This window comes from Lysinibacillus sp. FSL R5-0849 (genome assembly GCF_038595075.1).
Classification (GTDB): Bacteria; Bacillota; Bacilli; order Bacillales_A; family Planococcaceae; genus Lysinibacillus; species Lysinibacillus fusiformis.
Genome location: NZ_CP152004.1, coordinates 4,060,574 through 4,085,158, shown reverse-complemented (window position 1 = coordinate 4,085,158; position 24,585 = coordinate 4,060,574). Strand labels below are relative to the sequence as shown.

The window sequence follows — 24,585 nt, the reverse complement described above, 5'->3', positions numbered from 1 at the left end:
AGTCTCTTCTAGGAGATTATAAAAAGTTCTAGGATACTCGTAGGCGATTTAGATGATAAGGAGGAACTCTGCGTGTCAAAGGCATATGAACAAGCAGGTGTAAATATTGAAGCGGGCTATGAAGCTGTAAAACGAATGAAATCTCATGTAGAACGTACGAACCGACTAGGTGTCATGGGAACGTTTGGTGGCTTTGGTGGTATGTTTGACTTGTCAGAACTAAATCTAAAAGAACCTGTTCTTATTTCAGGAACTGATGGTGTAGGGACAAAGCTAAAGCTAGCATTCATGGTAGACAAGCACGATACTATTGGTGTGGATTGTGTAGCAATGTGCGTGAATGATATCGTTGCACAAGGAGCGGAGCCGCTATACTTTTTAGATTACGTAGCACTTGGGAAAGCAGAGCCTGCAAAAATTGAGCAAATTGTTAAAGGGGTTGCGGATGGCTGTGTGCAATCTGGTGCAGCTCTAATTGGTGGCGAAACAGCAGAAATGCCAGGTCTATATGAAGAAGATGAATATGATTTAGCTGGCTTTGCGGTGGGGGCTTGTGAAAAGTCTGCCATTGTGACAGGAGAAAAAATTGTCGAGGGCGATGTACTTATTGGTATTGCTTCGAGTGGTGTGCATTCAAACGGTTATTCTTTAGTACGTAAAATTGTTTTTGCAGATCATCAATATGCGGTGGATGCCATTGTAGAAGACTATGAAGATTTAGGTCCAATCGGCGAGGCACTATTAGTCCCAACAAAGCTTTATGCTAAGCCTGTATTAGCGGCTTTAAAAGCAGCAGATGTACACGGCTGTGCCCACGTTACTGGTGGAGGTTTCTATGAGAATTTACCACGTATGATGCCTGAAGGATTAGCTACAGAAATTGACTTAGGTTCATGGCCTGTATTACGTATCTTTGAATTCCTAAAGGATAAAGGTCAGTTAGATGATAAGGATTTATATAATGTGTTTAATATGGGGATCGGTTTTGTCATAGCTGTTCCAGCAGTAGAAGCTGATAAAGTTATGGCAGCAGTAGAAACAAATGGTGAAAAGGCTTATACAATCGGTCGTGTCATTCAAGGCGACGGAGTAGTGTTTAATGGAACACATGATGGGAGTTTAGTGTAATGACTGCACCAACAAAAATTGCCGTGTTCGCATCAGGAAGCGGTAGTAATTTTCAAGCCATTCAAGAGGCTATTAAACGTGGGGAACTGCATGCAAAGGTTGAGCTAGTAGTGACAGATAAGCCCGGTGCATATGTAGTGACACGTGCTGAACACTTTGAAATTCCAGTGTTAGCCTTGAACCCGAAAGATTTTACCTCGAAAGCCGCTTACGAGACAGCAATTGTCGATGCTCTACATGAGTGCGATGTGAAATGGATTGTGCTTGCAGGATATATGCGTTTAATCAGTGATGTATTATTAGCGGCTTTTCCACAAAGAATTGTTAATATTCATCCTTCCTTATTACCAGCCTTTCCTGGGAAGGATGCTATCGGACAAGCGTTGAATCATGGGGTGAAAATAACGGGCGTAACGGTGCATTTTGTTGATGAAGGAATGGATACTGGCCCAATTATCGCACAGGCTGCTGTACCTGTTATTGAAGGAAATCGAGAGGCAACAGAAGCTGCTATCCATAAGCAAGAGCATTTATTATATACAAAGGCTTTACAGCAATTATTACAATAACTGAAGGAGGAGTTAGGTCGAGAACCTTACTCAACACTCAACACCTAACTCTATGAATCTTTGACAGCAAGTTAGTTCGTGCAAGAGCACGATAAAAATTAGGAGGATATTGTTGTGACAAAACGTGCATTAATCAGTGTTTCCAATAAAGATGGTATTTTAGAATTTGCAAAGGAATTAGTAGCATTAGGTTATGAAATTTTATCAACTGGCGGTACTAAAAAAATGCTACAGGACAATGCAGTAGCTGTAACAGCAGTAGATGAAGTAACGAAGTTTCCTGAAATTTTAGACGGCCGTGTTAAAACATTAAATCCTATGATTCACGGTGGTTTATTAGGGAAATTTGATGATGACTCTCATCAGGCACAAATGAATGAGCATGGAATTGAGCCAATAGAAATTGTTTGTGTCAATCTTTATCCTTTCGTTGAAACAATTTCAAAGCCTAATGTAACATGGGATGATGCAATTGAAAACATTGATATCGGTGGCCCTACAATGTTACGATCCGCTGCAAAAAACCATCAATATGTAACAGTCATCGTAGACAGCAATGACTATGCAACAGTATTAGAGGAACTAAAAGCTGGTGGTGCAACAACAATTGAGACACGTCGTAAATTGGCTGCAAAGGTTTTCCGTCACACAGCCACCTATGATTCGTATATCTCGAACTATTTGACAGAAGAAGAGTTCCCAGAGAGCTTAACAATGACGTATGAATTAAAGCAGAACTTACGCTATGGTGAAAATCCGCACCAAAAAGCGGCATTTTACCAAAAACGTCTTGGCTCTGATTTCTCATTAGCTTATGCAACACAATTACATGGTAAAGAGTTATCCTATAACAATATTCAAGATGGGAATGCAGCTTTGCAAATTGTGAAAGAGTTTGAAATGCCAGCTGCAGTTGCTGTAAAGCATATGAATCCTTGTGGAGTTGGAACAGGTGTCACACTAGAGGAAGCATTTGATAAAGCGTATGAAGCAGATCCAACATCTATTTTTGGTGGAATTATCGCTCTGAATATGGAAGTGGATGCAGCAACTGCTGAGAAGCTAAGTCATATTTTCCTAGAAATTATTATTGCTCCGGCTTTCTCACAAGAGGCACTCGATATTTTAACGAAAAAGAAAAATATTCGCTTATTAACAATTCCGTTCGAGCAAGCGAAGCAAGATCAATTTAATGTAGTATCTGTAGAGGGCGGTCTTCTTGTACAGGAACCGGATCGCTACGGTTTTGCCAATGCAGATATAAAGGTAGTAACAGATCGTGAACCAACAAAACAGGAATGGGAAGCATTGCAACTTGGTTGGTCTGTTGTTAAGCATGTTAAATCAAACGCGATTGTTGTAACGGATTCTCAAATGACACTTGGTGTAGGCGCTGGTCAAATGAACCGCGTTGGTGCTGCGAAAATTGCCTTTGAGCAAGCTGGTGAAAAAGCAAAAGGTGCTGCATTGGCATCAGATGCATTTTTCCCAATGAGTGATACTGTTGAGGCTGCAGCCACAGCTGGTATTACAGCTATTATTCAGCCAGGTGGATCTATTAAAGATCAAGATTCAATCGATAAAGCAAATGAATACGGCATTACTATGGTATTTACAGGCGTACGCCATTTTAAACATTAATTAATAATGACATAAAACAGACCGAGATGTGGGTTCATCTCGGTCTTACTCACAAAGAGGAGGATTCTCTAAAATGAATGTATTAGTAATCGGAAGTGGCGGTCGTGAGCATGCAATCGCTAAACAATTTAGCATTTCTCCATCCGTTAACCAAGTATTTGTAGCACCTGGAAATGACGGAATGCGAGGCGAGGTAGAGGTTGTTAATATTGACACTATGGATTTTGCAGGACTTGCCCAATTTGCCAAGGAAAATGATATTGCTTTAACATTTGTCGGCCCAGAACAACCACTTGCTGAAGGCATTGTCGATTTCTTCACAGCTCGTGGATTACGTATTTTTGGTCCGACAAAGACAGCAGCTCAAATAGAAAGTAGTAAGTCGTATGCAAAAGAAGTGATGAATAAATACAATATACCAACAGCAGCCCATCAAACATTTACTGTAGCAGAACAAGCTATTGCTTATATTAAAGAACAAGGCGCACCCATTGTTATTAAAGCGGATGGCTTAGCAGCTGGTAAGGGTGTTGTTGTGGCGATGACAGAGAAAGAAGCTATTGAAGCTGTACAAGATATGATTGGCAATCAACGCTTTGGTGAATCATCTTCTCGCGTTGTCATCGAGGAATTTTTAGACGGGGAAGAATTCTCCTTTATGTCCTTTGTGCATAAAGGACAAATTTATCCTATGGTGATTGCACAGGACCATAAACGTGCGTATGACGGTGATAAAGGACCTAATACAGGTGGGATGGGTGCTTACTCACCAGTACCACAAATCTCACAAGAAGTTATAGATATCGCTTACCAAACGATTGTTGAGCCAACTGTTAAAGGGATGGAGGCGGATGGCGCTTCCTTTACAGGTATTTTATATGCAGGCTTAATTTTAACGAAGAAGGGCCCTCAGGTTATTGAGTTTAATGCACGTTTTGGTGATCCAGAAACACAAGTAGTTTTACCTCGAATGGTTTCCGACTTTGGTGCATTTATGATGGCATTAATGAACGAGCAGCCATTTGAATTACAATGGTCGGAAGATGCTATGCTAGGTGTTGTTATTGCAGCTGAAGGATATCCAGGCGATGTTGAAAAAGGCAAAGCATTACCGAATTTAGAGGAACTATCTAAATCATATGCTGTATTCCATGCAGGTACAAAATTAGTAGATGGTCAATTTGTTGGGAATGGTGGTCGTGTCCTGTTAGTTGGGGCTAAAGCGCCTACTTTACAGGAAGCACAGCAAAAAGTATATGCTGGCATTGCTAAAGAAACATGGGATCACTTTTTCTTCCGCAAAGATATTGGCTGGCGTACATTCAAATAATCATTATTTTCACTAAAATTTAAAATATTTTTACTCCTCTTATGAAACCTCTTAAAGTTTCAAACGTAAGAGGTAAGAGCCGTCTCCAAATTAGATTGGGACGGCTCCTTTGACTAAGAAGGGTTTTGAGCATTATTCGATGTAGAATTGCTCCTTGTTGAGGGATTTTGGGTTGAAGCGCTGCTATCAGATTGCTTTGAAGCAGTAGCTTGTGAACCTGAAGAATTGCCAGCTATTGCAGAAGAGAAATCCTTCATGAGCTTATCGATTTGCTCAGAGGACATAGAATTTTGCCCACTGAACATACTTTGCATAGAGGTATTCATGGCATTTTGCATATTAGTGCTCATGAGAGCCTTGGTTGGACAATATTTAAAGAGTCCCTCTGCCATTTTCATGGCTCCTAATGCAATCATCAATCGACCTTTTGTACAATTAGGATTTCTTGAAACTTTAGCGATACCAAATGCTGTCAAACTTGTACCCATGGCAAAACGACAAAATGCATTTTTTTCGCTTAAATTTGCTTGCTGCATCATAATAGTTCCTCCTTTAGTCATTGTGGAAAAAATAGACGAGGTGCACTTTGCTTTATGAAAGTGCTGTGTTACGATTGAAACAAGATGATTGCATAAAGCATAAATTTTATGAAAGTATGCGATATGCAATAGTAGTATGTGAATCCAAATTGGTTTTACACAATGAAAAATTACGTAATTTTAGGAAGGAGCGAATAGCATGGATCCAGTATGGAAAATAACAAAAATACGTCAGCAATTAGCAGTAATTGATGGAAAAAAGGCACCTGATATTGTGTTGAAAAATACAAGGTATTTGCATAGTATGCTGAAACAGTGGGTAGTAGGAAACATTTGGATTTTAGGGGACCGCATTGTCTATGCTGGTGACAGAATGCCTCCTTTAATAGAAGGAACAGAAGTTGTGGATTGTACAGGGAAAACAATTGTACCAGGCTATATTGAGCCACATGTACATCCTTTCCAGCTGTATCATCCGCAATCCTTTGCAGATTTTTGTGGTCAGCTAGGGACAACGACTTTTATTTCCGATAATTTAAGTTTTGTTTTAAATTTAGAAAATAAGAAAGCGTTTTCAATTTTAGATCATTTGAAAAAATTACCGTTTTCTTTTTATTGGTGGACTCGCTTTGATTCGCAAACCGAATTGGAGCAGGAGGAAGAGGTATTCTCTAACACATCTATATTAGAATGGTTAGAGCGAAGTGATGTTTTGCTTGGCGGAGAGTTGACAGGCTGGCCTAAGCTGTTACATGGGGACGATCAAATGCTGTATCGCATGCAAATGGCAAAGGGACTAGGTAAAAAAATCGAAGGTCATTTCCCTGGAGCCTCCGAGAGAACTTTAGCACGTATGAAACTTCTTGGTGCAGATGGCGATCATGAAGCGATGACAGTGGAAGAGGTGGAACGCCGTATCATGCAAGGCTATGCGGTTACATTACGTCATTCATCCATTCGACCAGATTTACCGCATCTATTAAAAGGAATCGTAGAAAAAGAGCTTCCGATTTTTGATCATTTAATGATGACAACAGATGGTTCACCACCTTCGTTCCATGAAGATGGAGTGATGGATAAGTGTATTCAAGTAGCCTTAGATGCAGGAGTTTCTCCAATAGATGCCTACCAAATGGCTTCGTATAATGTAGCACGCTATTATAATATGTCCAATTTACATGGTTTTATCGCGACAGGTCGCTTTGCCTCCCTTAATATTTTACAAGATGAATATCATCCTGTACCAGAAAGTGTCCTATCAAAAGGTGTTTGGCTAAAACGTGATGGAGAACGTGTTCATAGACTGGCAGCCATCGATTATTCTGCTATCCCTGCGTTTAATTTAGATTTTTCCTTAGATTCACAAGATTTCCAGTTTTCAATGCCTTTTGGAATTGAGCTTGTGAATGATGTCATTACAAAACCGTATAATTCATTAATTACTAGAGAAGGGCAACTGGCTAATCACGATGAGTGCTATTTAATGTTAATAAACCGACAAGGTCACTGGCATGTAAATACAATGATTAAAGGGTTTGCAACTGGTGTTCAAGGCTTTGCATCGTCCTACTCAAACACAGGCGATATTTTATTAATCGGGAAAAATAAAGAAGATATGATCAAAGCCTTCGAAGAAATGAAGGCCATGAATGGTGGTATCGTCCTTGTAGAAAAAGGGGAAGTCATTGCAGAAATACCATTATCCATTGGTGGGCTTTTATATGATGGGGATGTATTGACGCTAACAGAGAAAGAAAAAGCTTTAAAGCAAGCTTTAGCAGATCGTGGGTATCAATTAGGGGATGCTATTTACACATTATTATTTTTACAGTCTACTCATTTACCATATATTCGTATCACACCAAAAGGGATTTTCGATGTAATGAAGAATAAGTTATTATTACCTGCTGTTATGCGCTAATGTATGAAAGTGTAAACAGTTGCTTTCATATGTAAATGTTCAAAGGAGAGTAATGCTTGTGTTCAAATCAAGGAAGTTATTAATGGCTATGGCATTTAGCGCTTTAGTGATCGGAGGATGCTCGAAGGATACACCAAAGGTCAAAGAAGAAGATGAGACTGTAGCACAGGAAGAAACCGTAGTTGATGACCAAGTGCAGCAACCTGCATTCGTAGCCCCACTTACAGGAGAGGCAGTGCAAGAAGAAATAACTCAGCGGCCTATTATTGTGACGATTAATAATCATCCAGCCGCACGCCCACAATCAGGGTTAGCTGCAGCTGATATCATTTATGAGATGCTGGCAGAAGGTAATGTCACTCGCTTTTTAGCAGTTTATCAAAGTGAGCTGCCTGAAAATATAGGACCTGTTCGTAGTGCACGCTCCTATTTTATCGATATGGCAAAAGGTTTCGATGCCTTTTATGTAGCTCATGGCTATAGTCCAGAGGCGAAAACGATGCTCGATAATCGTGTAGTCGATAATATCAATGGAATGGCTTATGATGGTATACTTTTTAAACGTTCAAGCGAACGAGTTGCACCGCACAATTCATATATTACATCGGAAAAGATAATAAAAGGTGCTGAAATGGTAGGCGCTTCAATGAATTACAGTGAAAAAGTACTTCAGGCTTTTTATGAACCCGATGAACGTGGTAAAATAGGCATTGAAACAAGTCAAGTTGACATTTACTATGGAAATAATGAAGATTTCCACAATTCGTATGTGTATGATCATCAAAGTAATCACTATGAACGACAATCGGCTGGCGTGGACACAAAAGATATGTTAACCGGCGAAGCATTATCATTGGCAAATGTTCTATTTTTTGAAATGGATCACCAAATAGTGGATGATATTGGTCGCCAAACAATTGATTTAACTTCTGGTGGAAATGCGTATGTATTTCAAAATGGCTATTTGAGGGAAGTCAAATGGGCTAATGTGAATGGAATACCAACGGCTGTTGAGCAATCAGGGGAACCTGTAAAGCTAGTACCAGGAAAGTCTTGGGTCCATTTTGTACCATCTTCACCAGGGTTACAAGCAATGGTGAAAACGCAGCCTTAAAGGGAGGAAAATTGCATGCAAATCGAAAAAATTCGAGGGCATCAAACAGATCAATTATTTAAAGCAGTGTTAGAGCTGAAAGACATCGAAGAATGCTATAAGTTTTTTGATGATTTATGTACGATTAGTGAAATTCAATCGTTGGCACAACGCTTTGAGGTTGCACATTTATTGCGTTTAAAGAAAACCTATGAATCCATTAAAAAGGAAACGGGTGCAAGTACTGCAACGATTTCACGTGTTCGTCGTTGCTTTGATTATGGAAACGATACATATGATGAAATGCTAGGTCGTTTGTATCCTGATGAGAAACCGTTTCAAGCACCAAAATAATAGTTGAAAATGAGACTGGGTAGAAGTTCTACTCAGTCTTTTTCATTTTTTTGTCGTCCATCATAAGCTATACTTGTAAACGAATAGATAGAAAACGATAGGTGGTAAAATAAATGGATTATTTAGAATGGAGACATGTGTTCAAGTTAGATCCTGCAAAGGACATTTCAGATGAAGACTTAGAAAAAATTTGTGAATCTGGAACTGACGTTATTTTAGTCGGTGGCACAGATAATGTTACATTGGATGGGGTATTAGATTTACTAGTTCGTGTTAGAAGATTCGAAGTCCCGATAGCTTTAGAAATTTCCACGATTGATGCGATTACACCGGGCTATGACTATTACTTCATTCCGACGGTCTTAAATAGTGATGATCCAAAATGGATTAAAAATTTGCATCATGCAGCAATTAAAGAATTTGGAGATATCATGGTGTGGGATGAATTAGTTGCAGAAGGTTATTGTATTTTAAATCCAGATTGTAAAGTGGCACAAGTAACAGGTGCTACAACAGATTTATCAATTGACGATATCGTAGCCTATGCACGTATGGCAGAAAATTTCTTTAAACTTCCCGTATTTTATTTAGAGTACAGTGGAATTTACGGGAATCCAGAGGTAGTAAGTGCTGTGAAAAATGAATTAAAGCATACTAAGCTATTTTATGGTGGGGGAATTACATCAGCCAAGCAGGCAGAGGAAATGGCCCAGTTCGCAGATACGGTTGTAGTTGGAAATATTATTTATGATGATTTAAAAGTGGCACTTGCGACTGTTAAGGCTGTTAAAAATACGTTATAATTTTAGAACAAACGTTTGTAAGGCGGTGCGAAATGGAACAGTTAACAAAAAATTTACTAGCAGGGATGAATCCTGAACAAGAAAGAGCGGTCAAAACCACTGAGGGACCACTACTGATCATGGCTGGTGCTGGATCAGGAAAAACCCGAGTATTAACACATCGTATTGCTTACTTAATCATAGAAAAGGAAGTATATCCATCCAAAGTTTTAGCCATTACATTTACTAATAAAGCTGCTCGTGAAATGCGAGAGCGTATTGACGGTATTCTAGGCAATGGAACTGGTGATAGTATGTGGGTATCAACTTTCCACTCCATGTGTGTAAGAATTTTACGTCGCAATATCGATCAACTAGGCATATCTCGTAATTTTTCCATTCTAGATTCTACGGATCAACTTTCGGTGATTAAAAATGTAATGAAGGATGAGAATATCGATCCGAAGCGGTTTGAGCCACGAGCGATTTTAAATGCTATTAGTGCAGCCAAAAACGAGTGCATTACAGCAGATGATTACGCGAGTCAAATGAATGATAAAAACCCTTATGAACAAACCGTTGCACGTGTTTATAAAGGCTATGAAAAAAGATTACGTCGCAACCAATCCCTCGATTTTGATGATTTAATTATGACAACCATTACGTTGTTCAAGCGCGTACCAGAAGTGCTGGAATACTATCAAAATAAATTTCAATATATTCATGTAGATGAATATCAGGATACTAACAAATCCCAATACTTACTTGTGCAATTATTAGCTGAAAAATTTAAAAATATTTGTGTTGTAGGGGATTCTGATCAATCAATATATCGCTGGCGTGGAGCAGATATTGGTAATATCCTCTCCTTTGAAAAGGATTATCCGAATGCTAAGGTGATTATGCTTGAACAAAATTATCGTTCAACTAAACGCATCCTACAAGCAGCAAATGACGTCATTCAAAATAATACAACACGTTATCCAAAAGAACTGCGCACAGAAAATGCAGAGGGTGAAAAAATTGCGCTATACAAAGCTTATAATGAGCAGGAAGAAGCACAATTTGTTGTACAAACCATCCAACAGTTGATGGAAAAGGAAAATCGTACATTTGATGATTTTGCCATATTATATCGTACGAATGCTCAGTCTCGTGTGATGGAGGAAGTACTAGTTAAATCCAATATGGTTTATCAAATTGTTGGCGGAACAAAGTTCTATGATCGAAAAGAAATTAAAGACTTACTTGCTTATTTGCGCCTAATTGCTAATAATGACGATGATTTATCACTTGCACGTATTATTAATGAACCAAAGCGTAGTATTGGTGCCACATCTTTTGAGAAAATGGCCCGCTATGCTATCGAGCAGGATCGCTCCATTTTTGATGCTATGAATGATCTCATTTTCATGGGTCTGTCTGGGAAAGCGGCAAACTCAGCAGAACAATTTTATGCAATGATTAAAGGTTTTACAGAAATGCAAGAATATTTATCGGTCACTGAACTAGTTGAGCAAGTCATTGATAAATCTGGCTACCGCACAATGCTACAAAATGAAAAGACGATAGAAGCTGAAAGTCGTTTAGAGAATATTGAAGAATTTTTATCTGTCACAAAATCATTTGAAGAGCGCAGTGATGATAAAAGTCTTATAGCATTTTTAACGGATTTGGCATTAATAGCTGATATCGATGCTCTTGATAAAGAGGATGCATCCAAGGGAAATATTATTTTAATGACGATGCATGCTGCTAAGGGCTTGGAATTTCCTATTGTTTTTATTATCGGTATGGAGGAAAACATCTTCCCGCATTCACGCTCTCTTGATGATCAAGATGAAATGGAAGAAGAACGTCGCCTTATGTATGTTGGTGTGACGCGTGCAGAGGAACGACTATATTTAACATGTGCACAAAGCCGAACGATTTTTGGTCGTTCAAGCTTTAATAATGCTTCAAGATTTTTAGGTGAGATTTCTGAAGATATTACCGAGTCTATTTCTAAAGCTGGTGCTAAAACGAATGTACCGTTTGCTACTAGCAATCGTTCAACAGGTGGTTATCAAAAACGTACACTTGGGTCCGTTCAACAAACTCAGCCTGCCACAGCTCGCTTACAATCAACAGGCGGAGATCAGTATGGCTGGAAGGCTGGAGATAAAGCCGTCCATAAAAAGTGGGGCACAGGTATGGTTGTAAGTGTAAAAGGCGAAGGTGATAGTACTGAGCTTGATATTGCTTTTCCACAACCAATTGGTATTAAGCGATTACTGGCACAATTTGCACCGATTGAAAAAGCGTAAGCGGAGGAACGTAAATGAACGAAATAGAACAGCGAATAGCGGAGTTAAATAAATTATTACATGAATATGGTTATGCCTATTATGTACTAGATAAACCGGTCGTTGCTGACAGTGTTTATGATCAATTATTGCATGAATTGATTGCCTTAGAAGAGGCCAATCCATCACTTGTTTTTCCCGATTCACCTACTCAGCGTGTTGGAGGAACAGTTGTAGAAGGCTTTAAAAAGGTGACACATGATTACCCGATGCTAAGTCTATCAAACGCTTTTAACGAAGCAGATTTACAAGAATTTGATCGTAAGGTTCGACAGGCTATTGGGGATCATTTCTCTTATGTATGTGAGCTGAAAATAGATGGTCTTGCCATTTCGTTAAAATATGAAAATGGCGTGTTTGTCCAAGGAGCAACAAGAGGAGATGGTGTTGTAGGGGAAGAAATTACAGCCAATTTAAAGACCATTCATGCCATACCTCTCCGTTTAAAAGAACCGATTACAATAGAAGTACGCGGTGAAGCGTACATGCCAAAAAAATCATTTGAAAAATTAAATGCCCAACGTGCTGACAATGGTGAAGAACTATTTGCTAATCCACGTAATGCTGCTGCAGGCTCTTTACGGCAGTTAGACCCTAAAATTGCAGCAAGTCGCCAACTATCGACTTTCATCTATGCCATTGGTGGTGATGGTGAGGTTTATGGTATCGACGGACATGCAGAAATGCTTGATTATTTAGAGGATCTAGGTTTCCCTTCCAATAAAGAGCGTCAGCGTTGCTCTACAATCGAAGAAGTAATGGCCTTTATTGAGCATTGGACAGAACACCGACCACATTTAGCCTATGAAATTGATGGGATCGTTATAAAAGTCGACCGCTATGCTCAACAGGATGAGCTAGGCTATACGGCAAAAAGTCCACGCTGGGCTATTGCTTATAAATTCCCAGCAGAGGAAGTTGTCACGACACTACTAGATATTGATTTAACAGTAGGGCGTACAGGGGTTGTCACACCAACAGCTATTTTAACGCCAGTTCAAGTTGCAGGGACAACAGTGCAACGAGCTTCATTACACAATGAAGACCTTATTCGAGAGAAAGATATACGCCTCGGGGATACGGTCATTATTCGAAAAGCTGGTGATATTATTCCACAAGTGGTCGGTGTGCTAATCGAGCAGCGTCCTGAAAACTCTGTACCGTTTGAGATGCCCCAAAATTGTCCGGTATGTGATAGTGAATTGATTCGTATTGAGGGTGAAGTTGCTTTACGCTGTGTAAATCCTGCATGCTTTGCTCAAATTGCAGAAAGCATTAAATATTTTGTATCTCGTAATGCTATGAATATTGATGGTCTTGGAGATAAAGTAGTTGAGCAGTTATTACGTGCAGACTTAATACATGATGTTTCTGATTTATATCATTTAACAATAGAGCAATTGGTTGAACTAGAACGGATGGGTGAAAAATCTGCCACCAATTTAGTCAATGCGATTCAAGCTTCGAAGGAAAATTCCATGGAGCGTTTATTGATTGGTCTAGGAATTCGTCATGTTGGTGAAAAGGCTGCAAAAATCGTATCAGAGCAATTTGGTTCCATGGAAGCGGTCATGGCAGCAACAGAGGAACAACTTGTGGCTATTTATGAGATTGGTGATAAAATGGCATCTTCATTAGTTGAATATTTTTCAAATGATGACGCACGTGCAGTCATTGAACGTCTTGCTGAGGTAGGCGTGAATATGACCTTTAAAGGAAAAAAAGTAGAAGTAGTGGTAGGCGATAATCCTTTTGCAGGAAAAACAATTGTTTTAACTGGTAAACTTGAGCAATTGACACGTAACGAAGCAAAGGCGAAAATAGAAGAGTTAGGTGGGACTGTCACAGGCAGTGTCAGCAAAAAAACGGACCTTGTTATCGCAGGCGAGGATGCAGGCTCTAAGCTAGCAAAGGCTGAGCAATTAGGTATTGAAGTTTGGAATGAAGAAAACTTAATTGAACAACTTAACCTTATCTAATAAAAACACTGATGACATACCCTCAAGAAAGGTATGAATTACGCTAATGAATATTATCAGTGATTCGTCGAACCAAATTGATTATGAGTAAAGGAGCACTAAATAAAATGAAGTCTTTTCGACTCATTCCAGCACTTGTAGCAGCTGCAATGTTAGTCGGCTGTGTACCTTCTAATGAAGGGGGAACAGAGCTTACGCAGGAAACACAACAAGATGAAAAAACTGAAACAACTATTATCCCCAGCATACAAATTGATGAATCTTATTATAAGACACTTATTCCTTATAAAGAGAGTGCCAGTAGAGGTCTAGTTGTATCTAATATTTATACGAAATATGATATGAAGGAAGTAGAAGCAGGTTTAATGCGTCTCTCTCACCATGAGTTTGACACTGAAAACTATTACTTTCAAGAGGGTCAATATTTAGCTGAAAGTACAGTCAGCTCTTGGCTGGCTCGAAGCTCTCAGACAGAAGATGGATTAAATCCACCGATAACTGATACAATGACACCCGAAGAGCGAGCAAAAAAGGCACCTATTTACTTATCTCATATTGTTGAGCAAAATTACTTAACAAAAACTAAAGATAATAAAGTAAAATTAGGTGGAATTTCAATAGGACTTGCGCTTAATTCTATTTATTATTATCAAAAAGAACAGTATGGCGAATATTACGAGGAACCAATATCAGAGTCTGAGCTTGTTGAACAAGGCAAAAAAATGGCTGCTGAGATCGTTTCACGTTTACGTACAGGTGATGAGCTAAAGGATATTCCAATTGTAGTTGGCTTGTTTAAGCAACAAGCCCGCAATCAGATTATTCCCGGCGCCTATTTCAGCTATGGTGTAGCAAAAGCTGGACAGAACAACATTGCTGATTGGGAAGGGATAGATGAAAATTATGTATTATTCCCAACAGATGATTCGCAGGATGTTTATCGAGACGTGAGTAAAAACTTCAAAATCTTTAAGCAAGATGTTGATAAATATTTCTCAAATTATACAAGTGTTATTGGTACAGGTTTCTATCGCAATAAAGAAATCCAAAAACTGACGATCGAAATTCCTATTCAATTTTTCGGTAAAGCAGAAATCATTGGATTTACACAATATTTGACAGGTATTCTAATCAATCGATTTAATAATATTCATGTTGAGGTGAGTATTACTTCTGTCAATGGTCCGGAGGCATTAATCAATAAAAAGGCCAATGATACGGATCCTTATGTACATGTCTATGAATAATATAGTCAGCCTTTGTGCTGACTATTTTTTTATGTAGATAGAGATACTTAAAGGAAAACAACTGGTATAGATTAACAACACTTCGTTATAGTAGTGAAAGTTTCTATATTTTTGGTGAAAGTTGTGATTTTTAATAGGAAAAATGTTATGATTATTGGCATGGTTAAAACTTTATCCAACCCTATTGTTATCAATAAAAACAATAAATGGAGCAAGTATTCGGAGGTGTAAAAAATGGCTAAATTAACAAAAGAAGAAGTAAAGCACGTGGCAAATTTAGCACGTCTTGCAATTACTGAAGAGGAAGCTGAGAAGTTTGCTGAACAGCTTGGTAAAATTACTGACTTTGCAGAGCAATTAAACGAACTAGATACAGCGAATGTTGAACCTACAACGCATGTTTTACCATTAGTCAATGTAATGCGAGAAGATGTTGCAGTAAAAGGTCTAGACCGTGAAGTAATGATGTTAAACGTAAAAGAACAAGAAGATGGTCAAGTAAAAGTACCAGCTATCATGTAATACTAAAACATAGGAGGATTCCTCATGACGTTATTTGAACGTTCAGCTAAGGAGTTACAAGCGGAAATTAAAGCAGGTAACTTATCTATCGCTGACTTAACGAAAGAAGCATACGAGCGCATTGCAAAGCTTGATGGCGATGTACAAGCATTCCTTGCTTCAAACGAAGAAAAAGCAACTGCACAAGCTGCTGAAATGGATCATGTACCATTTGAAGAGCGTGGACCGCTATTTGGTCTTCCGATTGGTGTGAAAGACAATATCGTAACAGAAGGCTTAGAAACAACTTGTGCCTCAAAAATTTTGGAAGGCTTTATGCCAATTTATGATGCAACTGTTGTCAACAAGCTACGTGAAGCCGGTATGATTACAGTCGGTAAACTAAACATGGACGAGTTTGCAATGGGGTCATCTAATGAAAACTCATACTACAAAACAACAAAAAATCCATGGAATCTAAATCACGTGCCAGGAGGATCTTCAGGTGCATCTGCAGCTTCTGTAGCAGCAGGAGAAGTTCCATTCTCTCTTGGTTCCGATACAGGTGGTTCAATCCGTCAACCAGCAGCTTACTGTGGAGTTGTAGGGATGAAACCTACATATGGTCGTGTGTCTCGTTTTGGTCTAGTGGCATTCGCCTCTTCTTTAGATCAAATTGGACCCATTACACGCAATGTTGAAGATAATGCGTTATTACTTGAGGCTATTGCGGGCTTAGATCCAAATGATTCTACTTCGGCTGACGTAGAGGTGCCAAACTATGCTGCAGCTCTTACTGGTGATATTAAAGGCTTACGTATCGCTGTACCAAAGGAATTCCTTGGTGAGGGTGTTGGCGAAGCAGCACGTCAATCAGTGCTTGAGGCATTAGAGGTATTAAAAGGCTTAGGTGCGACTGTAGAAGAAGTATCACTTCCTCATTCGAAATATGCGCTTGCAGCGTACTACATCCTTTCTTCATCTGAAGCGTCTTCTAACTTATCTCGTTTCGATGGTATCCGTTATGGTTTCCGTGCAGACAACGTGACAAATTTAATGGACCTTTATAAAGAAACACGTGCACAAGGTTTTGGGGATGAAGTAAAACGTCGTATCATGCTTGGAACTTATTCATTAAGCGCAGGTACGTATGATGCGTATTACAAAAAAGCACAACAAGCACGTACACTGATCAAAGCAGACTATGACAAAGTATTTGAAGACTTCGATGTCATCATTGGACCTACATCACCAACACCAGCTTTCAAAATTGGTGAAAATGTGGATGATCCGATGACAATGTATGCAAATGATATTTTAACAATTCCGATGAACCTAGCGGGTGTACCTGCTATTTCCATTCCATGTGGTTTGGACAACGGACTACCACTTGGTTTACAAATAATTGGTAAATACTTCGATGAAGCTACTATTTACCGTGTAGCTCATGCTTTTGAACAAGCAACGGAGTTCCATAAACAAGTTCCTCAAATGTGGGAGGGAAAATAACATGAACTTTGAAACAGTCATTGGTTTAGAAGTACACGTTGAGTTAAAAACAAACTCAAAAATCTTCTCACCAGCACCTGCTCACTTTGGTGCTGAACCAAATACAAATACAACAGTAATCGATTTAGGTTATCCTGGTGTCCTACCAGTTCTTAATAAAAATGTGGTAGATTTCGCTATGCGTGCAGCTCTTGCATTAAATATGGAAATTGAACAAGAAACAAAATTTGACCGTAAAAACTACTTCTACCCTGATAATCCGAAAGCTTATCAAATTTCACAATTTGATAAACCAATCGGTAAAAACGGCTGGATTGATATTGAAGTAGATGGCTATACAAAGCGTATCGGTATTACTCGTCTTCATATGGAAGAAGATGCAGGTAAACTTTCACATGCTGGGGATCACTCACTAGTGGACTTTAACCGTCAAGGTACTCCGCTTGTTGAAATCGTATCTGAGCCGGATATTCGTACGCCAAATGAAGCGTATGCTTACTTAGAAAAATTAAAATCAATTATCCAATATACAGATGTGTCTGACTGTAAAATGGAAGAAGGTTCACTTCGTTGTGATGCCAACATCTCTATTCGTCCTTATGGTCAAGAAGAGTTTGGTACAAAAACAGAGCTTAAAAACCTGAACTCCTTCAACTATGTTCGTCGTGGTTTAGAGCATGAGGAATTACGTCAAGCAGATGTATTATTATCAGGTGGCGTTATCGACCAAGAAACTCGTCGTTTCGATGAAAAAACGGGTAAAACTATTCTAATGCGTGTGAAGGAAGGAACAGATGATTACCGTTACTTCCCAGAGCCAGACTTAGTTCGTCTTTCTATTGATGACGCATGGCTAGAGCGAGTAAAATCAGAAATTCCTGAGCTTCCAGATGCTCGTAAAAAACGTTATGTTGAAGAACTAGGACTAACACCATATGATGCAGGAGTTCTTGTTATTTCTAAGGAAATTTCTGACTTCTTCGAGTCCATGATCGTCAACGGTGCAGATGCGAAACTTTCTGCTAACTGGTTGATGGGGGATGTTTCTGCTTATTTAAACGCAGAACAAAAAGACTTAAAGGATACGGCATTAACACCTGAAAACCTTGCTGAAATGGTGAAATTAATCACAAATGGTACTATTTCTTCTAAGATCGGTAAAAAAGTGTTTGCTGAATTAGTTGAAAATGGCGGTTCTGCACAAGAAATTGTAAAAGCTAAAGGCTTAGTTCAAATTTCTGATGAAGGTGCTTTACTAGCCATTGTTACGGAAGTTTTAGATAACAATGCACAGTCTATCGAAGATTTCAAAAATGGTAAGGATCGTGCTATTGGCTTCTTAGTTGGTCAAATTATGAAAGCTACTAAAGGTCAAGCGAATCCACCAATGGTCAATAAATTATTGCAACAAGAAATTGCCAAACGATAATTAATCGTTGTAACATAGTAGCCGAGAGAGCTTAATCGCTTTCTTGGCTATTATTTTTCATAAATGTAACAAAATTGAAATTTGTAACACTTAATAGTTGTTTAAAAGGAGTATTCATAGCAAAATATAGAATAGATAATTATAAGGGGGACGAGAACCAATGAAAACAGAACAACAATATTTTAATGAAGCTATTTCGATTCAACAATATATGGACAATATGACGACTCTTAAAGAAGAGAGCTTCCGCATTTATGACGACTTTGCAGTGCCAACAAATGATGGCTTTATTGAATTATTAAAAGACAAGCAACCAAAAATTTTAACGATTACGGAAGATTGGTGCGGAGATGCTATGTTAAACAATCCAATTATTCGTCGTGTTGCTGAAGCAGCTGGATTGGACATGCGTACAGTGTTCCGTGATGCGGATACAGATCTAATTGATCGTTATTTAACAAATGGAGGACGTGCTATTCCTATTTACTTGCTATTAGATAGCACTGGTGAGGTGATTGGAAAATGGGGTCCGCGTGCACCGGAATTACAAGAGCTTGTTGTAACGAAGCGTACAAGCTTACCAGATAAAGAAGATCCAACATTTGAAGAAGCTCAAAAGGCCCTTTATGCGGAGATTCGTGAGGAAAATATAACGAACCAAACATATTGGACGTATGTCTATGAAGACTTTAAAAAACAGGTGACAAACGCGTTACAAAAGTAACAAACGTAATGCAACATTTTAGCGAGTAAATCGTTGAATGAAATAGAATCTTATGAAGCAGGAAGGTATGTTATGAAACGAGCAAGAATCATTTATAATCCTACATCTGGACGCGAAGCGTTTAAGAAGCATCTACCAGAGGTGTTGGAAAAATTAGAAGTAGCAGGCTATGAAACATCCTGTCACGCAACAACCGGTGAAGGCGATGCAACACTTGCAGCAAAAGATGCAGTAGACCGTGGCTTTGATATAATCATCGCAGTTGGTGGAGATGGCACTTTAAATGAAGTTGTTTCAGGTGTAAGTCCATTTGAAAACCGTCCAAAAGTTGGTCTAATTCCAATGGGCACTACAAATGATTTTGCCCGTGCCGTGCATATCCCGCGAAATATTGATGAAGCGGTAGACATTATTATACAAGGCGATACATTGCCAGTGGATGTCGGTCTATTAAATGGAGAACGCTACTTCATCAATATAGCTGCTGGCGGACGGATTACGGAGCTAACATATGAAGTACCAAGTAAAATGAAAACAATGCTTGGGCAGTTAGCCTACTATTTAAAAGCAGTAGAAATGATTCCATCCATCAAAGCCTCCCATATGCGTATAGAATATGATGGGGAAGTGTTTGACGGGGATGCCATGATGTTCTTATGTGGTTTAACCAACTCTGTAGGAGGCTTTGAAAAACTTGCACCAGATGCAAGTATTAATGATGGATACTTTACATTATTAGTGTTAAAGAAGGTTAGCCTTCCTGAGTTTATTCAACTAGCGGCTATGGCATTAAGAGGCGAACATTTAAATGATGACCGTGTCATTTACAAAAAAGCGAGTGTTGTCAAAGTCACTACTGAAAACGAAGTACATCTTAATCTAGATGGTGAATATGGCGGAGACGCTCCAGCTACCTTTGAAAATTTAAAGCGTCATATCGAAATTTTTGTCCCTCTTGCTGATATTCGCGAAGAGGACCGTATATAATATATGAAAAGCTCATCTTCGTTTTAGCGAGGATGAGCTTTTTTGTATAAAGGAATCAGCATACTCTTGAAGAACACCAAAACGACTAAAAAGATAATAGACTAAAGCAAATAGCCCGCAGCGAAAAATTAAATATGTAGTAAGTCCAACCTTTAGAATTAGGGATTGTGAATGAATTAAGAAAAATGTTTGGCAAATGTGCGTATATTACATGAACAAATTTTGAAACCTTATTAATAGGCTGAAATTTCGGTCCATTATAAAGGTTTTTTTCGTTGTAATAGTGGAAAATGGGGTATGGATAAAGGAAAGGAAGTGTTGCTTTTGTATAAGTCACAGGAGAAGAAGCTTATTTGGCTAAGCTTTGGTGTTGCAATCATTATGCTACTTTCCATTCTTGGAAGAATATTTGGGAGCTAGGGGGCAATGAGATGATAAACGAATCAGCAGTCTATTGGAGTCGTGCATTAACTGAGTTAACTTTATCGTTCCACATCATTTATGCAACGATAGGAGTCGGTGTCCCGTTAATGATTATGATTGCTCAATGGACTGGGTATAAAAAGAATGATGAGCATTATATTTTAATGGCAAGACGTTGGGCACGTGGCTTCGTCATTACGGTTGCAGTGGGTGTTGTGACTGGAACTGCAATTGGCTTACAACTATCATTATTATGGCCCAACTTTATGCAACTAGCTGGTCAAACCATTGCATTACCACTTTTTTTGGAAACGTTTGCATTTTTCTTTGAAGCTATATTTTTGGGCATTTATTTATATACTTGGGACCGCTTCGATAGTCAGAAAAAGCATATGCTATTGTTAATTCCAGTTGCAGTAGGTGCATCGATGTCGGCTGTATTTATTACAATCGTGAATGCCTTTATGAATGCCCCGAGAGGTTTCGATATTGTCGACGGGAACCTTGTTAATATTCAACCCTTCTTAGCGATGTTTAACCCTGCTATGCCGACAAAGGTGGCGCATGTACTAGTAACAGCGTATATGACATCTGCATTTGTTCTAGCCGCTATAGCAGGATACCGAATGCTTAAAGGATCGAAACATGTATACCATAAAAAAGCATTGCTGTTACTGATGAAAATTGGTTTAATTTTCTCCATTGCAGCAGCTGTGATTGGAGATTTCTCAGGAAAATACTTAGCGGAATATCAACCAGAAAAATTAGCTGCAGCGGAATGGCATTTTGAAACGGAAGGAAAGGCTTCTCTTGTTTTATTTGGCGTGCTAGATGGAGAAGAAGTGAAATATGCCATCAAAATTCCGTATGCTTTAAGCATTCTTGCACATTTTAATCCTAATGCAGAGGTAATTGGATTAGATCAATTCGAGGAAGAGGATCTACCACCACTCTATATTCATTATCTCTTTGATATTATGGTCTCCATAGGTATGTTTATGGTGCTAGTTTCATTACTGTATGTTGTAGGGAAAGCACGGGGCTGGCAGTTTATTCATTCACGCTGGTATCGATGGATCATTGTGGCGGGGGGGCCACTTTCTATCATTGCTATTGAAGCGGGCTGGTGGCTTGCTGAGGTTGGACGTCAACCATGGATTCTTTATGGCTTGATGCGAACTCCAGAAGGGGCCACAACGAGTGATCATGTGGATTTAATGCTGTTGTTGTTTGCAGGTGTATATGCAGTATTAGCGGTAGGAAGCATTGTCGTCTTGGTGCGAATGTTTAAAAAGAATCCCATTGAGCGTGAGATTGAAGATCGCCACTCTGAAAAAGGCGGTGACATCCTATGACATTAGAGATTCTTGGTATTTCAGTATTGTGGATTTTCCTATTTGGCTATGTCATTGTCGCATCGATTGATTTCGGTGCAGGTTTCTTTAACGCCTATAGCCTACTGATTGGGAAGAATCATATTTTAACGAATATTATTAAACGATATTTATCGCCTGTTTGGGAAGTAACCAATGTCTTTTTGGTATTCTTCTTTGTAGGGATCGTAGGATTTTTCCCGCAAACTGCTTTTTACTATGGAACCATTTTACTTATACCAGTCAGCATTTCCCTTGTACTATTAGCCATTCGGGGTTCCTATTATGCCTTTGAATCGTATGGTACAAGAGGACATATTGGTTACACGCTGACCTATGGTGTAGCAGGTTTATTAATTCCTGCATCGTTGTCTGTTGTCTTTGCTATTGCTGGTGGAGGGTATGTGGATCTCGTTAACGGGCAGCCTGTTTTAAACTATTGGACTTTATATACGAGTCCATTTGCTTGGAGCATTGTGGTACTGAGTATTGCCGCTGTACTTTACATTTCCGCAGTATTCTTAACTTGGTATGCTCATAAAGCGAATGACATTGAAGCTACGAAGCTAATGAGAAAATATGCACTTTTATGGGCAGCTCCTTTGATGATCAGCGCATTAGGCATTATGTATGAGATGAAGTCCATTAATCCTGAAAGTTATAGTCACATGGTGAATTTATGGTGGATGTTTGCAATATCAGCCATATTATTTATAATTACAGTGTTCCTCATTTCAATGCGTAAAAAATATGGGCTTGCAGTTGCACTTCTGATTGCACAATTTGCGGTAGCATTTTTCGCTTATGGTATTGCGCAATACCCATATTTACTGTATCCATATTTAACGATTTATGATGGCTTCACAAGTACACAAATGGCAATTGCTTTAATCATTGCCTTTATTTTAGGACTGTGTCTCCTACTTCCATCACTTTATTTATTGATGAAATTATTCTTATTCAATAAAAACTATGTGACCGGAAAAGAAGACAATCACGCATAGGAGGAAATTAGTATATGCAAAGTTTTTTAATTTTTTATGCGCCTTTTATTGTCGTCATTCTTGGAATCTTGTGTGCATTTTGGTGGGCACCAAGGGATTATCATATAACAAAAGAGCAAGGAAAGAGTCGCGAATAGCGGCTCTTTTTTCAAGTTAGTTAGAAGAACCGCATAACGGGCAGGTCTTGTTCTTTTTTCATTCGCCAACACATGCTACAATAAGGAGATTGAAATGGAGGATGTACGAATGTCAGCACCCGTGAAAAAGAATGAACGACTTTCAGTTTATATAGAAGACTTAACACATGATGGCAATGGTGTCGCTAAGGTGGATGGCTATCCATTATTTATACAAGGCGCACTTCCGAACGAAACAGCCGAAATCCATGTGATGAAAACTTTAAAAAATTATGGCTTTGCAAAAGTTGTAGATATTATTAAGCCATCACCCGATCGAGTAAAAGCTCCATGCGATTACTTTACACAATGCGGTGGCTGTCAATTACAGCATTTATCCTATGAGGGCCAGCTCAAATGGAAAGAAAATATGGTGCGCAATGTGATGCAACGCATTGGTAAAATTGATGCACCTGTTCTGCCTGTAAAAGGAATGAAAGAGCCTTGGCATTATCGAAATAAAGCGCAAATTCCTTTCTCTGAAAATGAAGCAGGACAAGCTATTGCTGGTTTCTATAAAACAAAGACGCATAGCATTGTGGATATGGAGCGTTGCTTGATCCAAACAGGAGAAGCAGATGCAATTTTAGCAGGCTTGAAAAAAGAATTAGTAGCGATAGGCATGCGCCCATACAATGAACTTTCCCACGAGGGCATGTTGCGCCATGTTGTCATTCGTAAAGCACGGGCAACAGGTGAGGTCATGGTTGTCCTCGTGACGAAAAAGAAAAAATTACCACAAAAAGAAGCAGCCATTGCAGTAATTCAAAAGCTTGTTCCGAACGTCACTTCAATTATGCAAAATGTGAATCATGAGAAAACGAATGTGATTTTTGGTGATGACACACTGAACCTTTGGGGCAAGGACGTCATTATTGATACAATTGGCGACGTACGCTTTGAAATTTCCGCTCGCTCCTTCTATCAGGTCAACCCAGAGCAAACTGAAGTACTTTATAAACAAGCACTTGATTATGCTAACTTGCAAGGGGATGAACGAGTGATTGATGCTTATTGTGGAATTGGAACAATCTCCTTGTTCCTTGCACAAAAGGCAAAGGCAGTCATGGGGGTTGAAATTGTCCCACAAGCGATAGAAGATGCCAAACGTAACGCGGTCCTAAATGGTTTTACAAATACTTATTTTGAGGCCGGCCCAGCTGAGGAAGTTATACCAAGATGGTATAAGGAAGGAAAGGAAGCAGACGTACTGGTAGTTGATCCACCACGTAAAGGCTGTGATGAAGCACTTTTAAAAACCATTTTAGAGCAACGACCAAAACGAGTGGTCTATGTCTCCTGCAACCCAGCCACACTAGCACGCGACCTTCGTATTTTGGAGGATGGCGGCTACCAAACACAAAAGATTCAACCAGTAGATATGTTCCCGCATTCCACGCATTGTGAAGCGGTTGCGTGGCTAGAGTTGGTATAATAGAAAAGCAGTTGATATAGAAAAACTCTATACCATCTGCTTTTTATAATGTTTCATACAGTTGTTTTTGAGTTAAAGTGAGTTATACAGATAGTG

General features: G+C 39.0%; 21 protein-coding genes. 20 read left to right on the top strand and 1 reads right to left on the bottom strand.

Annotated elements, in window-relative coordinates; translation table 11 throughout:
• Positions 1 to 72: 72 nt before the first annotated feature.
• The 4 genes from purM to purD all read left to right on the top strand — a co-directional run bounded on the left by purM (position 73) and on the right by purD (position 4,668).
• Positions 73 to 1,128: a phosphoribosylformylglycinamidine cyclo-ligase gene (gene purM, locus MKY80_RS20255; protein WP_342530926.1), complete on the top strand. Its 1,056-nt coding sequence runs from the start codon at positions 73 to 75 to the stop codon at positions 1,126 to 1,128.
• Complete coding sequence (gene purN / locus MKY80_RS20250; protein ID WP_171365958.1) at positions 1,128 to 1,697, top strand: phosphoribosylglycinamide formyltransferase; 570 nt, start codon at positions 1,128 to 1,130, stop codon at positions 1,695 to 1,697. Before purM ends, purN begins: the two co-directional genes overlap by 1 nt.
• Before the next feature lie 114 nt (positions 1,698 to 1,811).
• On the top strand, positions 1,812 to 3,338 hold the full coding sequence (gene purH / locus MKY80_RS20245; RefSeq protein WP_342530923.1) for a bifunctional phosphoribosylaminoimidazolecarboxamide formyltransferase/IMP cyclohydrolase: 1,527 nt from the start codon (positions 1,812 to 1,814) through the stop codon (positions 3,336 to 3,338).
• Positions 3,339 to 3,411: 73 nt separating this feature from the next.
• The gene (purD, locus tag MKY80_RS20240) at positions 3,412 to 4,668 is read left to right on the top strand and encodes a phosphoribosylamine--glycine ligase (protein WP_090002992.1); all 1,257 of its coding nucleotides are present in this window, start codon (positions 3,412 to 3,414) and stop codon (positions 4,666 to 4,668) included.
• A 113-nt stretch (positions 4,669 to 4,781) separates the two neighbouring features.
• Here purD and MKY80_RS20235 read toward each other — a convergent pair whose 3' ends face one another.
• Positions 4,782 to 5,207: a YgaP-like transmembrane domain gene (locus MKY80_RS20235; RefSeq protein WP_089986790.1), complete on the bottom strand. Its 426-nt coding sequence runs from the start codon at positions 5,205 to 5,207 to the stop codon at positions 4,782 to 4,784.
• 199 nt (positions 5,208 to 5,406) lie between these two features.
• On the opposite strand from MKY80_RS20235, the gene MKY80_RS20230 reads away from it, so the two are divergent.
• From MKY80_RS20230 to rlmD, 16 genes are all read left to right on the top strand, one after another.
• Complete coding sequence (locus MKY80_RS20230; protein WP_008173659.1) at positions 5,407 to 7,128, top strand: adenine deaminase C-terminal domain-containing protein; 1,722 nt, start codon at positions 5,407 to 5,409, stop codon at positions 7,126 to 7,128.
• Between the two features lie 58 nt (positions 7,129 to 7,186).
• Positions 7,187 to 8,242 (top strand): DUF3048 domain-containing protein, encoded by a 1,056-nt coding sequence (locus tag MKY80_RS20225; protein ID WP_090002990.1) that lies wholly within the window; start codon positions 7,187 to 7,189, stop codon positions 8,240 to 8,242.
• A 15-nt stretch (positions 8,243 to 8,257) separates the two neighbouring features.
• Entirely contained in the window at positions 8,258 to 8,575 is a 318-nt protein-coding gene (locus tag MKY80_RS20220) for a YerC/YecD family TrpR-related protein (protein ID WP_008173656.1), read from the top strand.
• 113 nt (positions 8,576 to 8,688) lie between these two features.
• Positions 8,689 to 9,378 (top strand): heptaprenylglyceryl phosphate synthase, encoded by a 690-nt coding sequence (locus tag MKY80_RS20215; RefSeq protein ID WP_008173655.1) that lies wholly within the window; start codon positions 8,689 to 8,691, stop codon positions 9,376 to 9,378.
• Between the two features lie 32 nt (positions 9,379 to 9,410).
• Entirely contained in the window at positions 9,411 to 11,663 is a 2,253-nt protein-coding gene (gene pcrA, locus MKY80_RS20210; RefSeq protein WP_171365961.1) for a DNA helicase PcrA, read from the top strand.
• 14 nt (positions 11,664 to 11,677) lie between these two features.
• Entirely contained in the window at positions 11,678 to 13,681 is a 2,004-nt protein-coding gene (gene ligA, locus MKY80_RS20205) for an NAD-dependent DNA ligase LigA (protein ID WP_171365962.1), read from the top strand.
• Between the two features lie 107 nt (positions 13,682 to 13,788).
• Positions 13,789 to 14,928, top strand: coding sequence for a CamS family sex pheromone protein (locus MKY80_RS20200; protein WP_089986794.1), 1,140 nt, complete (start codon positions 13,789 to 13,791; stop codon positions 14,926 to 14,928).
• Positions 14,929 to 15,162: 234 nt separating this feature from the next.
• On the top strand, positions 15,163 to 15,450 hold the full coding sequence (gene gatC / locus MKY80_RS20195) for an Asp-tRNA(Asn)/Glu-tRNA(Gln) amidotransferase subunit GatC (protein WP_008173651.1): 288 nt from the start codon (positions 15,163 to 15,165) through the stop codon (positions 15,448 to 15,450).
• Between the two features lie 24 nt (positions 15,451 to 15,474).
• Positions 15,475 to 16,938, top strand: a complete 1,464-nt coding sequence (gatA, locus tag MKY80_RS20190; RefSeq protein ID WP_107922551.1) for an Asp-tRNA(Asn)/Glu-tRNA(Gln) amidotransferase subunit GatA — start codon at positions 15,475 to 15,477, stop codon at positions 16,936 to 16,938.
• 1 nt (position 16,939) lies between these two features.
• Positions 16,940 to 18,367 (top strand): Asp-tRNA(Asn)/Glu-tRNA(Gln) amidotransferase subunit GatB, encoded by a 1,428-nt coding sequence (gatB, locus tag MKY80_RS20185; RefSeq protein WP_008173646.1) that lies wholly within the window; start codon positions 16,940 to 16,942, stop codon positions 18,365 to 18,367.
• Positions 18,368 to 18,527: 160 nt separating this feature from the next.
• On the top strand, positions 18,528 to 19,091 hold the full coding sequence (locus MKY80_RS20180) for a thioredoxin family protein (protein ID WP_342530914.1): 564 nt from the start codon (positions 18,528 to 18,530) through the stop codon (positions 19,089 to 19,091).
• Positions 19,092 to 19,163: 72 nt separating this feature from the next.
• A complete protein-coding gene (locus tag MKY80_RS20175) occupies positions 19,164 to 20,078 on the top strand; it encodes a diacylglycerol kinase (RefSeq protein ID WP_025115774.1) in 915 nt (304 codons plus the stop codon).
• A 431-nt stretch (positions 20,079 to 20,509) separates the two neighbouring features.
• Positions 20,510 to 21,856, top strand: a complete 1,347-nt coding sequence (locus tag MKY80_RS20170) for a cytochrome ubiquinol oxidase subunit I (RefSeq protein WP_089986797.1) — start codon at positions 20,510 to 20,512, stop codon at positions 21,854 to 21,856.
• Complete coding sequence (locus tag MKY80_RS20165) at positions 21,853 to 22,878, top strand: cytochrome d ubiquinol oxidase subunit II (RefSeq protein ID WP_089986798.1); 1,026 nt, start codon at positions 21,853 to 21,855, stop codon at positions 22,876 to 22,878. The genes MKY80_RS20170 and MKY80_RS20165 overlap by 4 nt, the downstream gene beginning before the upstream one ends.
• A gap of 14 nt (positions 22,879 to 22,892) precedes the next feature.
• Positions 22,893 to 23,015 carry a hypothetical protein gene (locus tag MKY80_RS20160; RefSeq protein WP_012292033.1) on the top strand — a complete coding sequence of 41 codons (123 nt, stop codon included), beginning with the start codon at positions 22,893 to 22,895 and terminating at the stop codon, positions 23,013 to 23,015.
• A gap of 109 nt (positions 23,016 to 23,124) precedes the next feature.
• Positions 23,125 to 24,489, top strand: a complete 1,365-nt coding sequence (gene rlmD / locus MKY80_RS20155; protein WP_089986844.1) for a 23S rRNA (uracil(1939)-C(5))-methyltransferase RlmD — start codon at positions 23,125 to 23,127, stop codon at positions 24,487 to 24,489.
• Positions 24,490 to 24,585 lie beyond the last annotated feature (96 nt).